The following is a 14,647-nucleotide window of genomic DNA, read 5'->3' as shown; positions in this document are numbered from 1 at the left end:
GAAAGTTTATTTTAATTTCCAAAATAAAAATTCCAGGGTATGTATTAAATATTGCTTTTGCTTTTCTTCATTTTCCAGAAATTCTTCTGTGCATGGAAACCAGGTATAACAGGTCTCTCTTGTAGCAGATTTTTTCAGTCCTTTTTCCATAAATTTGCTAATAGATTTAGGTACTGCCATGTCCTCTCCGGGCAGATAATCATAACTTTTGTAATCGCTGTAATATTGGCGGATACGGCCATTGAAAGGCTTTACAAGGAGGCTTACCAGATTGTCCTGACCTGTAATATAGAATTCTTCTGTGCCGTTAGAAAAGGAAGCGGGCAGGCTGTAATGGGGGTTCATCTGCAAAATTAGATTTTCACCGTCAAAATCCGTTCCGCGAATAGTAAATTCACCATCCCTGAGTGCAAGATACCCCATCATTTTAAACACATCGCCAAGTCCGAGAAGATCTTCCATATTGTGTCCCATAACCGTATCCAGGTCCGTCTGCTCCTGGTGTGCCATATATTTTTTATAGATTTTAATGCATTCCCCGCCATTACAGTAAATGCGCTTCTGTTCTCCAAGAAAGGCTTCCATCTGTTCCTGCTTTAACCCTGGGAGCTTTAAAAATCCCTTCAGAGGGCGAAGCATTTTATACAGGTCAAAAGAAGAAATCCCCTCAAAAGGATCTGGCAGCTCGTAGAATTTATAACGAGCCTGAAGGTGAGGCTGATCAAAAGAATCTCCATTGTATTGGATGGTACAGCTGAAATTTTTTATAAATTCTGAAAAAACCTCCAATAATGCTTTTTCTTCCCGGAAATCGGGAGCAAGCCACTGATAAAGCTGCCAGGAACCAGATTCATAGCAAACTGCACCAATTAAATATAAAAAAGATGAATTTCGTCCCAATCCAGTGGTTTCAATATCATAAAATAATGGTGAAAAATTGACATTCTCAGTAGCATTTCCAGATAAATTTTTAACAGTCTCAAAGTCCGGAAAACCTTGTAAAATCGGCATTTTTTTAACAATCAGCATGTTTATACTCCTTTCATGGATTGTATTTAATTATACACAATTTTTTTATTTTTAGGTAGTGAATTTTTTCATAAAATGCGGTATAGTAGAATGTATAGAATAGTCAGAATATATAAAGAAAAGGAGAAATCTATGTGGGAGTTAGCAATTAACGGAGTGGATTTCTATCACATTGCCAATTGGTTTTATATATACAGCTTTCTTGGATGGCTGTGGGAAACCTGTTATGTATCGGTGAGAAAAGGCAAGCTGATAAACAGAGGCTTTATCAATGGTCCTTTATGTACCATATATGGCTGCGGAGCACTTGCTGTTTATCTGATTCTTCTTCCTGTAAGCGGGGATCTGCTTCTTTTGTTTGTGGGAGGAGTTGTAGTTGCAACGGCTTTGGAATATGTGACAGCAGCTCTGATGGAGAATATTTTCCATACGTCATGGTGGGACTACAGTGATAAGAAGTTTAATTTTCAGGGACGTATCTGCCTGGGATGTTCCCTTGGATGGGGCTTATTTACAGTAGGGCTTTTCAGAGTCCTTCATCCGGTGGTCTCTGATTTTGTAGAGCTTTACTCCAGAAAAACAGGTGAGATTGCAGTTTGTGTGGTCACAGTTGTTTACATAGTGGATTTCGCTTTCTCAGCTGCAGCTGCATTCCATATTCACGAGCGTATTCCTGCATGGGAGCAGGCGCTGGATCAGATGCGTGTAGAACTGCTTGTACAGGCACGTGAGAAGATGGAGAATCTGGAGGAGAGCAGCGGACTTTCCAGAGAGAGAATCAAGAAACAGCTGGAGAGCAAGCTGGGACGCCTTGATGATGTTGCTCTGATCAAGGAACTGGAAGAGAAGAGAACTGCTATGCTGTCAGATATCTCTGAAGAGCTTCAGAAGCGTAAAGAGGCTATGGCAGGAAAGGTCAGCCACAACATGCAGCGTTTTGTAAAGGCATATCCGAATTTGAACCGTGGATATAAGATCCATAAGAAATATGGATTTGGCAGGAGAAATAAAGACGCTGAATAAATACTCAGACAAAAGTGATATTAATAATATAAATCAAACAGACAATAAATCAGGTTGCTGCGGACAAAAGAGTCAGTAATCAATAAAATAAAGGCGGTGAATATTAGTGCGATTAACTTTTAAAGGAGGCGTACACCCCTTCGAGGGGAAAGAAATGTCAAAGGACTGTCCGGTGGAGAAATATCTTCCTAAGGCAGATTTGGCATACCCATTGTCCCAGCACATTGGTGCTCCGGCGAAGCCTGTGGTTGCAAAGGGTGACCATGTGCTTGCTGGTCAGATGATCGCTGAAGCAGGCGGATTTGTATCTGCTCCTGTTCATGCTTCTGTATCTGGTACAGTGAAAGGGATTGAGAAACGTCTGACAGCTACCGGAAGTATGGTAGATTCCATTATAGTGGAGAATGACGGACTGTATGAAGAGGTGGAATTCCACCCGGCAGATCCGGCTTCGCTTACTCGTGAGGAGATTATCGGAAGGATTCGCGACGGCGGTGTAGTAGGTCTTGGAGGTGCAGGCTTTCCCACACATGTGAAGCTTTCCCCCAAGGAGCCTGACAAGATTGAATACATATTGGTGAACGGTGCAGAATGTGAGCCTTATCTTACAAGTGATTACAGGCGCATGATGGATCAGCCGGAGAAGGTTGTGGAAGGATTAAAGATTGTAGTCGGACTTTTTCCAAATGCAAAGGGCTGTATCTGCATTGAGGACAATAAGCCAGATTGTATTGCCAGAATGAAAGAACTGGCTGCCGGAGTCCCGAATATCGAAGTAAAAGAATTGATGACCAAATATCCCCAGGGTGGTGAGCGTACCCTGATCTATGCAGTGACAGGAAGAGAAATCAACTCCTCCATGCTTCCAGCAGATGCCGGATGTATTGTAGATAATGTTGAAACAATATGCAGTATTTATGACGCAGTGGCACTTGGAAGACCGATCATGAAGCGGATTTTCACAGTAACCGGTAAGGGCATCAACCGTCCGGCACATTTTGAAGTCTGTACAGGAACGGATATGGCCGAACTGATCGACGCAGCCGGTGGCCTGAAGGAGCATGCCGGTAAGGTGATTTCCGGCGGTCCTATGATGGGATTTGCCATGTATGATCTTCATGTACCATGTGTGAAGACCTCTTCTTCCCTTCTGTGTATGCAGAGTGACCCGGTATCAGATGCGAAAGAGGAAGAGACAGCCTGCATTAACTGCGGACGCTGTGTAAGCGTCTGTCCCGGACATGTTATTCCGGCAAGACTTGCGACCTTTGCACAGCGCGGCGATATGGAGAGCTTCCAGAAGTTTGATGGAATGGAATGCTGTGAATGCGGCTGCTGCAGTTACATCTGTCCGGCCAAACGTCCGTTGACCCAGAGCATTAAGTCCATGCGTAAAATGGTTCTGGCAAGCAGGAAGAAGAAATAATAAGGGGGAAGAAATAAATGGAACAAATGTTTAATGTATCATCTAATCCCCATGTCCGGGCAAGGATGACCACTGCAAAAATCATGCAGCTGGTTGTCATAGCGCTTTTGCCTGCTGCCCTTATGGGAATTTATAATCATGGATTAAAGGCTCTTGCCGTTCTGGTGGTATCCACCGGTTCAGCTGCGCTTGCAGAGTGGTTATATGATCATTTTATGCACAAAAAGAACACTGTGAAGGATTTCAGTGCAGTGGTAACCGGACTTCTTATCGGTCTGAACATGCCGGCAGGAATTCCGCTCTGGATCCCGGTGCTCGGCAGTATTTTTGCAATTATTGTGGTAAAACAGCTTTTTGGCGGTCTTGGCCAGAACTTTATGAACCCGGCCCTGGCAGCCCGCTGTTTCCTTATGATTTCCTTTGCCGGCAAGATGACAGATTTTTCTGTATCAGACAGCTTTAAAGGTGCTGTTGACGGTGTGACAGGAGCCACTCCTCTGGCCGCTCTTCGTGACCATGGCTTTGTGGCAGGCTCCTCCGTTCCGGTTAAGAATCTGATTTTTGGTAATATCCAGGGAACCATCGGAGAGACATCTGTAATTGCCATTTTGATCGGTGCAGCAATCCTGCTTTGCTACAAAGTGATCAGCGCCAGAATTCCGTTGACCTATATTGGCAGCTTTGCAGTATTTGTGATCATCTATATGCTTGCTTCCGGCAAAGGCTTTGATGTAAATTATCTGCTCACCCATCTTTGTGGCGGTGGTCTTATGCTTGGTGCATGGTTTATGGCAACAGATTACGTTACAAGCCCCATTACACCAAAGGGGCAGTATGTATATGGCGTCTGTCTTGGTGTTCTTACCGGAATTTTCCGTATTTTCGGAGCTTCCGCAGAGGGCGTTTCCTATGCGATTATTTTCTGCAACCTGCTGGTACCTCAGATTGAGCGTTTCACCCGTCCGGTTGCTTTTGGAAAAGGAGGCGCGAAGAAATGAAAAATAAGATCGTGAAAGATACTCTTGCGCTGACTGTGATCACACTGGTTTCCGGACTGCTTCTTGGTCTTGTAAACGATATTACAGCAGGTCCGATTGCAAGCCAGCAGGCGAAAGAGAAGGAAGAGGCATATAAGGCAGTATTTGCTGATGCAGCCAGCTTCGAGACTGTTACAAGCGGTGAGGATACTGATCTGGAAAGCTATCTGGATGAAAACGGTTACAAGGCTCAGAATATTGATGAAGTCATGCTTGCAAAGGATGACCAGGGAAATGAACTTGGCTATGCCTTTACCGTAACCACAGCAGAAGGCTACGGCGGAGATATTCAGTTTGCCATGGGCGTTCAGGATGATGGAACTCTGAACGGAATTTCCATTTTATCCATCAGTGAGACCGCTGGTCTTGGTATGCGTGCAACTACAGATGATTTTAAAAATCAGTTCAAGGATAAGAACGTAGAGAAATTTACCTACACAAAAACTGGTGCCACCTCTGATGATGAGATCGATGCTTTAAGTGGTGCGACAATTACCACAAATGCCATGACAAATGGCGTCAATGCAGGACTTGCCGCATTCCGTTATGAGAAAGGGGGCAGCCAGAAATGAAAAAGAATACACCATCTGAACGACTGATAAATGGTATTATCAAAGAAAATCCTACTTTTGTGCTGATGCTTGGTATGTGTCCAACACTGGCCATCACCACATCCGCAATCAATGGTATCGGAATGGGACTTACCACAACGGTAATTCTGGCAGCATCCAACCTGATGATCTCCCTGCTCCGTAATTTTATTCCGGACAGTGTGCGTATGCCTGCTTACATCGTTGTTGTAGCATCCTTTGTAACAATTGTGCAGATGCTTCTCCAGGGTTTTATCCCGTTTTTGTATTCTTCCCTTGGAATTTACATTCCGCTGATCGTTGTAAACTGTATCATTCTGGGAAGAGCAGAGGCTTATGCATCCAAGAACAAACCGATTCCTTCACTTTTTGATGGTATTGGAATGGGACTTGGATTTACTTTAAGTATCACCTGTATCGGTGCGGTACGTGAGCTGATCGGTGCCGGCAGTATTTTCGGCAAACAGATCCTTCCTCTTGCAGATGCTGCAGCGGGAAAAATAGGCTATGAGCCGGTAACTATCTTTATTCTTGCACCTGGCGCATTTTTTGTCCTTGCGTTTTTATCTGCGCTTCAGAACAAATTCAAGATTGGTGCTGCAAAACGAGGCATTGATCCAAGCAATCCGGATTGCAAGGGCGGCTGTGCTTCCTGCGGAAATTCCATGTGTTCGGGAAAAAGGGGGTAAGAGAAGATGAAAGAATTATTACTGATCATTGTAAGCTCTGCGCTGGTAAATAACGTAGTCTTGAGCCAGTTTATGGGACTTTGCCCTTTCCTTGGAGTCTCCAAGACTACAGATACTGCAGCTGGTATGGGCGGTGCGGTTATTTTCGTAATCACATTGTCCTCCTTTGTAACGAGTGTGATCTACAAGCTGATCCTTCAGCCGCTTGATCTGACTTACCTTCAGACCATCGTGTTCATTCTGATCATTGCAGCACTGGTGCAGTTCGTAGAAATGTTCCTGAAGAAAAGTATGCCTTCTCTTTATAAAGCACTTGGCGTGTATCTGCCTCTGATCACCACAAACTGTGCAGTTCTTGGTGTGGCTCTTACAAACGTGCAGAAGGATTACAATATTCTGGAAGGCACTGTAAACGGTTTCGCAACAGCATTTGGTTTCTCCATTTCTATTGTGCTGATGGCAGGAATCCGTGAGAAAATTGCCTACAACGATATTCCGGAATCATTCCAGGGATTTCCAACCGTTCTTTTGACAGCTGGACTGATGGCGATTGCATTTTTCGGATTTTCAGGATTAATTTAAGGAGGCGTCGGGATGAATATTAGTGCGATTATAGCAGCAACAATTCTGGTTGCAGCAGTAGGCCTCTTCATCGGTGTTTTTCTTGGAGCAGCCGGAAAAAAATTTGCTGTTGAAATTGATGAGAAGGAAGTTGCCATAAGAGAAGCTCTTCCTGGAAATAACTGTGGCGGCTGTGGATATCCGGGCTGTGATGGTCTGGCAGCAGCAATTGCCAAAGGTGAAGCGCCTGTAAACCGTTGCCCGGTAGGCGGAGAGCCTGTTGGGAAAATAATTGCCGGTATTATGGGACTGGCGGCAGTTGAGACTGCCCGTCAGGTAGCTCATGTAAAATGCTCCGGAACCTGTGAAAAGGCGAAGGAAGAGTACGTTTACACTGGAGTGGAAGACTGTGAGATGCTTCCTTTCGTGCCAAATGGCGGTGCAAAGTCCTGTACATATGGCTGTTGTGGCTTTGGAAGCTGCGTGAAGGTCTGTCCATTTGATGCCATTCATATTGTAGATGGCATTGCAGTAGTAGATAAAGAAGCTTGTAAAGCCTGTGGAAAATGTGTTGCCAAATGTCCGAGACATCTGATCGAGCTGATTCCGTACGACCAGAAAGTGGCTGTGGACTGCAGCTCCCATGATAAGGGCAAACAGGTGATGGATGCCTGTGAGATTGGATGTATCGGCTGTAAGAAGTGCGAAAAAACATGTCCAAACGGTGCAATTACCGTGGAAGATTTCTGTGCACATATTGATTATGAGAAGTGTACAGGATGCGGAGCATGTAAGGAGGCCTGTCCGAGAGGGGTTATCCGGGAGGCATAAAATAAAAATGAAAAGCCTGTATTTTCAGACTGTTGGCATAGAATGTAAATTATATGAGAACCAGCAGCTGGAATACAGGCTTTATTCTTGGGGGCGGAGCGTGTTTGAAAAATCATTTCTGCAAATTGTGACGCACATCTTGCAGAAAGCTTTTTTCAAACACGCTCTAAAGCCTTTCAGATAGCCATCTTTTTGTTTACGCTTTACTTCGTGTGTGATATGATGTTCCAATCAGGATTATATAATTGCAGATAAAGAATACTGCAAGGTTTTTTTATTAAATATCACACACAAAAGAGGAGACATGCATATGATTTGGAAATTACTTTGGCTGTTTCTCATCTATTCCTTCGCAGGATGGGTCCTTGAGACAGTTCTTGCTTCCCTGAAACAGAAAAAATTTGCAAACAGAGGTATTATCAATGGTCCATTCTGTCTGATCTATGGATTTGGCGGATTCTTCATTACCGCATTTACAAGAGAACTGACCGGTATCTGGCTGTTTCTTGGCTGTGCCATTGTAGCCTCCCTGCTTGAGTGGATCGCAGGACATTTAATTGAAATGTGGTACCATGAAAGATGGTGGGATTACCGGAAGATCAAATGGAATCTGGATGGATATGTCAGTGTTCCAACCTCCTGTGTCTGGGGTCTTCTTGGTGTATTTGTGATCAAAATTGGAAACGGGCTTTGTATGTCCTTATATGGCATGCTTCCAGGTCTTATAAGCAGAATTATCATACTGGTTCTTCTGGGCTTCCTTGCAGTGGATGCCATTGCCACGCTGACCATTCTTTTTGGACACAGCAAGAATCCTGAAAGATGGATCGCCGCTGACCGGGATATTGATTCCGTAACAAAGAAGCTTGGGGCAAAAATTGATGATGTTGTAAATCGTCGAATTACCAAAGCATATCCTCAGAAGCAGCACACGGAGAAAGAAGAGGCACATCCGGAGATTTTTGCCTACGGCTGCAGCTTTTATAAAATTGTACTGCTGTTTTTTATCGGCGCATTTCTTGGAGATATTACAGAGACTATTTTCTGCCGGATTACAGCTGGATACTGGATGAGCCGCAGCAGTGTGGTGTGGGGAGATTTCAGTATTGTGTGGGGCCTTGCCATTGCAGCAGTTACAGCTCTTCTCTACAAATACAGAAACCGCTCCCAGCAGTTCCTTTTCTGGATGGGCACATTTCTTGGCGGTGCCTATGAATATATCTGCAGTGTTTTCACAGAAATCGTATTTGGAACTGTATTCTGGGATTACAGTGATATCCCGTTTAACCTTGGTGGAAGAATCAATCTTTTGTACTGTTTCTTCTGGGGATTTGCAGCAGTGGCATGGTTTAAAATATTCTATCCGCCTGTTTCCAGGCTGATCGAGAAGATTCCGGTAAAAATTGGAAAAATCATTACCTGGCTTCTGATCATATTTATGCTTGCAGACGGAATTATATCCAGTGCAGCACTGGCACGTTATAATGCCAGAAGCAATGGAATAGAAGCTGCAAACAGTTTTGAAAGCTGGGTAGATGAACATTTTGATGATGGTCGGATGGCACAGGTATATCCGAAAGCGAAAAAAGTGGATTAGAACCTTTTTCAAATACGTGTCAAACCCAGATAAAAGTATTAATTGTAAAAACAATGTAAACTGTGTAAAGAATTAAAAAAAGAACAGAATGCACATGTGACAGTACTGTTAAATATGCGTCAAAAGACAGGAAACACTATTGTTTTCTGAAAATTAGAATGCTATACTCCTTTCGGACAAGGAAATAAGGGCCCGCAAGTTTCCTTCCTACATCTGAAAGGAGTATTTTATTATTATGAAAAGAAAATATATCGCCGCAATTTTAACTGTTTTTGCAATGACAACTGTTTGTTCCACAGCCTTTGGTGCTACTGAGCATTATACCGACAGCAGTGTAGTTGGAGCTGAGAGCGGCTGGGACGAATGGGTGGCAAACTGGGATGCAACTGCCACGGATTTTACAAAGGTTTCTCTTACCCCGGGAAAAGATGACACTGAACTGAACTTTGCATGGTACAGTGAAAAAACAGATGCAGCAGCAACACCGGTTGTTCACTTCGGAACTGACAAAGAGACTCTGGATACCTTCGAAGGAGAGGCTGGAGATGTTGACCAGGATCTTACCGGCGATAAAGCTTACGAATATAATCATGTAACCGTTACAGGCCTTGAGCCAAACACCACTTACTATTATACTGTTGAGAAAAATGGTGAGCAGACAGAGCCTGTTGAATATACAACAAAGGGTACTGACACAGTAAAAATGATCTATGTTGGTGACCCACAGGTAGGCGCTTCCAAGGGTCAGACACAGGACGGTGCTGAATTGGTTCCAGATGATGGGGCAGCAAACACAGCAGCCAGAAATGACGGATTTTCCTGGAATCGTACCTTAAATACAGCACTTGCAGAAAACCCGGACGTAAACTTTGTAATCTCTGCCGGTGACCAGGTAAACAAAACCGGTGCTGCAAAAGAGGAAGAGTATGCTTCTTATCTTAGCGCAGATGCACTTGCAAGCCTTCCAGTAGCAACTACCATTGGAAACCATGATTCCCTGAATCCAGACTACGCATATCATTTCAATAACCCGAACAACACAGAAAATGGAAAAACAGCAGCTGGCGGAGACTATTATTACAGCTATGGCGAGGGACTTTTCATTGTTCTGAATACCAACAATTACAATGTAGCAGAGCATCAGAATACTATCGAAGAGGCTGTAAAGGCTTATCCGGATGCAAAATGGCGTATCGTAACCATCCATCAGGATATCTACGGTTCTGGACTTGACCATTCTGATACAGACGGTATGATCCTTCGTACACAGCTGACTCCTGTATTTGATGCAAATGACATTGATGTAGTACTTCAGGGACATGACCATACATACAGCCGTTCTAAACTTCTTTATGGTGACGGACAGACTCACCAGAGCTATGAGTTCCAGTTAAATGCAGATGGAACTGATTATGACTGGGATCACGCTGCAAATGTTGAGACTGGCGAGCAGATCACTTTAAATCCGGAGGACGGCGACGAGGAAGCGAAGGCTGCACTTGACGCATTCAAAGAGGACAACCAGTGCTACACCATTGAAGATGTAGACGGCAATACCGTAACAGATCCACAGGGAACTCTTTACATGACTGCAAACTCTGCTTCCGGTTCCAAATACTATGAGCTTGTTTCCACACAGCAGGATTACATTGCAGCCCGCAGCCAGAACTGGCTTCCAAGCTATTCCATTATCACAATGGATGCAGAGAAATTTACCATTGATACTTATCAGATTACAGATGACGGAAGTGTAGAGGCAATTGATGATACCTTTACAATTGAGATAACTGCAAAATAAATTGCAGTAAAAGATATGCAAACAGCCCTTTTTAACACTTACTGTAAGCGTTTTTAACGCAGAAAAAAGTGTGAAAAGAGCTGGAAGCCAAGAAAATAAGTGACAGAAATGAGTAATAAAAATGAATCAGATGCAAAATAAAAACAACGCCGGACTTCGCTTTTCCCAAAAAGCAGTCTGGCGCTGTATCTTAGGAGTAATAATTGTATTATTTGGAGTTTTTGTTTACCAACTGAACCAGGTGGACAAAACAGAATTGGTTGTCCGTACAGGGCAGACCTTTGAAAAAGCAGAAGTGACAGAAATTCTTCAGGATAATCTGGAGGACAACGGAACCCGTGTGGGAGAGCAAAAGGTTCGTGTGCGTATGCTGACCGGTGTCCGAAAAGGAGAGGAACTTGAAATAACCAGCAGCTCCGGTTACCTGTTCGGCGCTGCATGTAAAGTTGGAATGAAAGTAATCGTGATGCAAAGTGTGGCTGGAGATACCACCATCGCCAGTGTGTACACCCAGGACAGGGAATGGGTGATCTACATTTTTGCAGCACTTTATCTCCTGGCACTGTGCGCTATAGGCGGACGCCAGGGTATAAAAGGATGTATCGGGCTTGTGTTTACCTTTTTCTGCGTGATCTTTGTGTATCTGCCACTGATCTATCGGAATGTGTCTCCTTTTGGAGCGGCCGTATTTATGTGCTTTATCACTACGCTGGTGACAATGTACATGATCGGCGGAGCTACTAGAAAAACCATAGCAGCCACGGCAGGAACCGTAGCCGGCGTAGTAATCGCCGGAATTTCCGCCTGGCTTTTCAGCATGGCATCTGGAATCACAGGCTACAATGTTTCCGATATTGAGACGCTGATGACCTTATGGAACACAAATGGAATCCAGGTAGGCGGTCTCCTTTTCTCAGGCCTTCTTATTTCCTGTCTGGGCGCCGTGATGGATGTGGCAATGTCTGTCTGCAGTTCCATGTACGAAATCTATAATCAAAACCTGGCAATGAGCCGCGCCGACCTGTTCAAAGCCGGAATGCATGTAGCCCGTGACATGATGGGTACAGACAGCAACACTCTGATCCTAGCTTTTGCCGGAAGCAGTGTAAGCATGCTCCTCCTGGACTACGCTTACGACCTTCCTTACCAGCAGATTATCAACTCCAATAACATTGGAATCGCCATCATGCAGGGGCTGGCGGGAAGTTTCGGCATTGTGCTCTCAGTGCCGTTGACGGTTCTTATTTGTACGGTTCTTTATCATGGAAAAATTGTGAAAAAGGACTGTTAAGTATTTTATGACTGTTCGGGAAAAGATTAGTTTTAGCCGACTACCAGCGTTGGGGCCAGTCCTATTCCTAAGCAGACCATTTAAGCCGTGGTTTTAGTGAAGCCAAGATCCATGGCCTACGTAAACTTAGACGTGAAGGCTCTCCTGAACGTCTTAGTTGTAGTTGGCCATTAGCTTGGTGGAACGTTGCGGCGGTCCGCGTGGAATATGACTGGCTCCATCGCGTCCGTTTGAATTTATTTTTACCCGAATGAATGTTTGCTTTTTTTTATTAGATATGGTATGATGACAAAGAATTTCGAATATAACTCTTTACAATAGATAAAACAGGAGGTCCTCCCCATGATCTCATTCATCCGAGGAACAGTAGCAGACCTTACCGAGAATTCTGCAATCATAGAATCAAATTGCATCGGATTTGAAATAAATATGACCGGAAACGCACTGGCACAGCTACACATTGGACAGGAAGTGAAGCTTCATACTTATTTTCAGGTAAGAGAAGATGCAATGGTTCTCTATGGCTTTTTCAATAAAGATGATTTACAGGTGTTTAAACTTCTTCTTGGTGTAAACGGAGTTGGACCGAAAGCTGCTCTGGGAGTTCTGGCAGGAATCACTGCAGATGAGCTTCGCTTTGCTGTTCTTTCCGATGATGTGAAAACTTTGTCAAAAGCCCCTGGAATCGGTAAAAAAACAGCCCAGAAGCTGATCCTGGAGCTGAAGGATAAGCTCAGTCTGGAAGAAGCCTTTGAGCAGAAGCTTGCCAATGAACAGGTTCAGGCTACTACAGCTGCAGCTGGAGCAGGAATGACAGATGCCAGACAGGAAGCAGTTGAAGCGTTGGTGGCACTTGGTTACAGCAGTACAGATGCCCTCCGCGCAGTGCGTAAGGTGACAGATGTGGAGCCGACGGATGTAGAAGGAATCCTGAAAGCTGCGCTGAAGAATTTCTAGATCCTATAAATTTTTTCGCAAAGGGGTGCCATCGTGAATGGAATGCATCCCTTTATATAAATGCAAACATTAATTTCAAGAGGTAAAAAATGGACAATCGTATCATAACCACTGATGTTATGGAAGAGGATTTTTCTCTGGAAGGGAATCTTCGTCCACAGACCCTGGACGAGTATATTGGTCAGGAAAAAACCAAAAATACCTTAAAAATATATATTGAAGCTGCCAGACAGCGTCACGATTCCCTGGACCATGTCCTTTTCTATGGCCCTCCGGGACTTGGAAAAACTACCCTTTCCGGCATTATTGCCAATGAAATGGGTGTGCATATGAAAGTGACTTCCGGCCCTGCAATTGAGAAGCCTGGAGAAATGGCGGCGATTCTGAATAATCTTCAGGAAGGGGATATTCTTTTTGTGGACGAGATCCACCGCCTGAACAGACAGGTGGAAGAGGTGCTTTACCCTGCTATGGAGGATTTCGCCATTGATATTATGATCGGGAAGGGTGCTTCCGCCAGGTCGATCCGACTGGATTTGCCGAAATTTACCCTTGTAGGTGCTACCACCAGAGCCGGACTTCTTTCTGCGCCGCTCCGCGACCGTTTTGGTGTGATTCATCATCTGGAATTTTACAGTAAGAAGGAACTAACCACAATCATTATGCGTTCTGCCCAGGTACTTGGAGTGGAAATTGACGTGAAAGGTGCCGGAGAGATCGCCATGCGCTCCCGGGGAACCCCCCGTCTTGCAAATCGTCTGTTAAAGCGTGTCCGTGATTTTGCCCAGGTGAAATATGATGGAAGGATCACTTACGATGTTGCATGCTTTGCCCTGAACCTTCTGGAAGTAGATCAGTACGGCCTGGACAAACTGGACCGCCAGATCCTGACTACTCTTATTGTAAATTTCAAAGGCGGCCCTGTTGGACTTGACACTCTGGCAGCAGCCATCGGTGAAGATTCCGGTACTTTAGAAGATGTATACGAGCCGTACCTTCTGAAAAATGGCTTTTTGAACCGCACCCCGAGAGGGCGGACGGCCTCCGCACTTGCTTACGAACACCTTGGTTTTCCTGTTCCGGAAATATAAAAGATAAACTTTTGTAAAAAATCCTATACTTTTCAACACTTTTCGATTATAATAGGAGTGCTTACATAAATTATGATACGAAAAGATAGTAAACAGACTGGTTTTTCCGGACACATTGTGAGAATATTAGATTTACAGATAATATTCCACGAAAAGGTTACCGGCTATAGAATGAAAGCGACGGATTATTTTCGTGTAACAGTGTAAGGAGAATCTGGTAGTATAAAGATACAGGAGGCTTGAACGAATGGCGGTCAAGAATACAGCACAGGTGATCATCGGGGGTAAGATCATTACCCTGGGAGGATATGAATCAGAGGAATATTTCCAGCAGGTTGCATCATATATGAATAAGAAGATAGGAGAGCTGGAGACTGTGCCAGGATACGGCAGACAGCCTATGGAGACCAAGCATATGCTTCTCAGCCTGAATATTACAGACGATTACTTCAAGGCGAAGAAGCAGGTGGAGACTTACGAACTTGACCTGCAGCAGAAGGATCAGGAGATGTATGACCTGAAGCACGAGCTTATTTCCCTTCGCATGCAGATTGAAGAAGCACAGAAGAATGAGCAGGAAGCTCTTGACGGGAAGAATCTTCTGGAAGGTAAAGTAAAAGAACTGGAAAAAGAACTGGATGAAATGCTGAAATAATAGCAGGAGGGATTGCTTAGGTGATTCCTCTTTTCCTTTATCAGCAAATCGTCTGTCTGGCAGATAAGAGAA

Annotated in this window: 15 protein-coding genes; 14 read left to right on the top strand and 1 reads right to left on the bottom strand. The window is 44.2% G+C overall.

Translation table 11 applies throughout. The features are described from left to right. Positions 1 to 6 precede the first annotated feature (6 nt). On the bottom strand, positions 7 to 1,029 hold the full coding sequence (locus AB5642_RS01555; protein ID WP_243879965.1) for a ribonuclease H-like domain-containing protein: 1,023 nt from the start codon (positions 1,027 to 1,029) through the stop codon (positions 7 to 9). A gap of 132 nt (positions 1,030 to 1,161) precedes the next feature. Between AB5642_RS01555 and AB5642_RS01550 the strand changes: the two genes are divergently transcribed. From AB5642_RS01550 to AB5642_RS01485, 14 genes are all read left to right on the top strand, one after another. Then, positions 1,162 to 2,052: a hypothetical protein gene (locus AB5642_RS01550; RefSeq protein ID WP_368371418.1), complete on the top strand. Its 891-nt coding sequence runs from the start codon at positions 1,162 to 1,164 to the stop codon at positions 2,050 to 2,052. A gap of 100 nt (positions 2,053 to 2,152) precedes the next feature. Then, complete coding sequence (gene rsxC, locus AB5642_RS01545; protein WP_256144057.1) at positions 2,153 to 3,478, top strand: electron transport complex subunit RsxC; 1,326 nt, start codon at positions 2,153 to 2,155, stop codon at positions 3,476 to 3,478. Between the two features lie 17 nt (positions 3,479 to 3,495). Next, positions 3,496 to 4,476: an RnfABCDGE type electron transport complex subunit D gene (locus AB5642_RS01540; protein ID WP_118578045.1), complete on the top strand. Its 981-nt coding sequence runs from the start codon at positions 3,496 to 3,498 to the stop codon at positions 4,474 to 4,476. After that, positions 4,473 to 5,087, top strand: coding sequence for an RnfABCDGE type electron transport complex subunit G (locus AB5642_RS01535; RefSeq protein ID WP_173715974.1), 615 nt, complete (start codon positions 4,473 to 4,475; stop codon positions 5,085 to 5,087). The genes AB5642_RS01540 and AB5642_RS01535 overlap by 4 nt, the downstream gene beginning before the upstream one ends. Continuing rightward, positions 5,084 to 5,794: an electron transport complex subunit RsxE gene (gene rsxE / locus AB5642_RS01530; protein WP_173715975.1), complete on the top strand. Its 711-nt coding sequence runs from the start codon at positions 5,084 to 5,086 to the stop codon at positions 5,792 to 5,794. The genes AB5642_RS01535 and rsxE overlap by 4 nt, the downstream gene beginning before the upstream one ends. Before the next feature lie 6 nt (positions 5,795 to 5,800). Beyond that, the gene (gene rsxA, locus AB5642_RS01525; protein WP_173715976.1) at positions 5,801 to 6,376 is read left to right on the top strand and encodes an electron transport complex subunit RsxA; all 576 of its coding nucleotides are present in this window, start codon (positions 5,801 to 5,803) and stop codon (positions 6,374 to 6,376) included. 12 nt (positions 6,377 to 6,388) lie between these two features. Further along, positions 6,389 to 7,186 carry an RnfABCDGE type electron transport complex subunit B gene (locus AB5642_RS01520; RefSeq protein ID WP_148461994.1) on the top strand — a complete coding sequence of 266 codons (798 nt, stop codon included), beginning with the start codon at positions 6,389 to 6,391 and terminating at the stop codon, positions 7,184 to 7,186. Positions 7,187 to 7,297: 111 nt separating this feature from the next. Further along, on the top strand, positions 7,298 to 7,441 hold the full coding sequence (locus tag AB5642_RS01515) for a DUF6783 domain-containing protein (protein ID WP_368371423.1): 144 nt from the start codon (positions 7,298 to 7,300) through the stop codon (positions 7,439 to 7,441). A gap of 55 nt (positions 7,442 to 7,496) precedes the next feature. Further along, on the top strand, positions 7,497 to 8,783 hold the full coding sequence (locus AB5642_RS01510) for a putative ABC transporter permease (RefSeq protein WP_148461995.1): 1,287 nt from the start codon (positions 7,497 to 7,499) through the stop codon (positions 8,781 to 8,783). 235 nt (positions 8,784 to 9,018) lie between these two features. After that, positions 9,019 to 10,581: a metallophosphoesterase family protein gene (locus tag AB5642_RS01505; RefSeq protein ID WP_148461996.1), complete on the top strand. Its 1,563-nt coding sequence runs from the start codon at positions 9,019 to 9,021 to the stop codon at positions 10,579 to 10,581. 121 nt (positions 10,582 to 10,702) lie between these two features. After that, positions 10,703 to 11,872, top strand: a complete 1,170-nt coding sequence (locus tag AB5642_RS01500; RefSeq protein ID WP_227199151.1) for a YibE/F family protein — start codon at positions 10,703 to 10,705, stop codon at positions 11,870 to 11,872. Positions 11,873 to 12,214: 342 nt separating this feature from the next. Beyond that, the gene (gene ruvA / locus AB5642_RS01495) at positions 12,215 to 12,829 is read left to right on the top strand and encodes a Holliday junction branch migration protein RuvA (protein ID WP_148461997.1); all 615 of its coding nucleotides are present in this window, start codon (positions 12,215 to 12,217) and stop codon (positions 12,827 to 12,829) included. A gap of 89 nt (positions 12,830 to 12,918) precedes the next feature. After that, positions 12,919 to 13,920, top strand: a complete 1,002-nt coding sequence (gene ruvB / locus AB5642_RS01490) for a Holliday junction branch migration DNA helicase RuvB (RefSeq protein ID WP_148461998.1) — start codon at positions 12,919 to 12,921, stop codon at positions 13,918 to 13,920. A gap of 247 nt (positions 13,921 to 14,167) precedes the next feature. Beyond that, positions 14,168 to 14,575 (top strand): cell division protein ZapA, encoded by a 408-nt coding sequence (locus tag AB5642_RS01485; RefSeq protein WP_148461999.1) that lies wholly within the window; start codon positions 14,168 to 14,170, stop codon positions 14,573 to 14,575. Positions 14,576 to 14,647: the final 72 nt, after the last annotated feature.

Source organism: Ruminococcus sp. 1001136sp1_2201st1_G3_2201SCRN_220225 (assembly GCF_040924365.1).
GTDB lineage: Bacteria > Bacillota > Clostridia > Lachnospirales > Lachnospiraceae > Blautia_A > Blautia_A faecis.
This window is presented reverse-complemented; position numbering and strand designations above follow the sequence as displayed.

Bases quoted from the DNA above. Each gene is read 5' to 3' on its own strand.
- ruvA (WP_148461997.1), top strand. From the start codon at position 12,215: ATGATCTCATTCATCCGAGGAACAGTAGCAGACCTTACCGAGAATTCT.
- AB5642_RS01500 (WP_227199151.1), top strand. From the start codon at position 10,703: ATGAATCAGATGCAAAATAAAAACAACGCCGGACTTCGCTTTTCCCAA.
- AB5642_RS01555 (WP_243879965.1), bottom strand. From the start codon at position 1,029: ATGCTGATTGTTAAAAAAATGCCGATTTTACAAGGTTTTCCGGACTTT.
- AB5642_RS01535 (WP_173715974.1), top strand. From the start codon at position 4,473: ATGAAAAATAAGATCGTGAAAGATACTCTTGCGCTGACTGTGATCACA.
- rsxA (WP_173715976.1), top strand. From the start codon at position 5,801: ATGAAAGAATTATTACTGATCATTGTAAGCTCTGCGCTGGTAAATAAC.
- rsxE (WP_173715975.1), top strand. From the start codon at position 5,084: ATGAAAAAGAATACACCATCTGAACGACTGATAAATGGTATTATCAAA.
- AB5642_RS01510 (WP_148461995.1), top strand. From the start codon at position 7,497: ATGATTTGGAAATTACTTTGGCTGTTTCTCATCTATTCCTTCGCAGGA.
- ruvB (WP_148461998.1), top strand. From the start codon at position 12,919: ATGGACAATCGTATCATAACCACTGATGTTATGGAAGAGGATTTTTCT.
- AB5642_RS01540 (WP_118578045.1), top strand. From the start codon at position 3,496: ATGGAACAAATGTTTAATGTATCATCTAATCCCCATGTCCGGGCAAGG.
- AB5642_RS01550 (WP_368371418.1), top strand. From the start codon at position 1,162: ATGTGGGAGTTAGCAATTAACGGAGTGGATTTCTATCACATTGCCAAT.
- AB5642_RS01505 (WP_148461996.1), top strand. From the start codon at position 9,019: ATGAAAAGAAAATATATCGCCGCAATTTTAACTGTTTTTGCAATGACA.
- AB5642_RS01485 (WP_148461999.1), top strand. From the start codon at position 14,168: ATGGCGGTCAAGAATACAGCACAGGTGATCATCGGGGGTAAGATCATT.
- AB5642_RS01520 (WP_148461994.1), top strand. From the start codon at position 6,389: ATGAATATTAGTGCGATTATAGCAGCAACAATTCTGGTTGCAGCAGTA.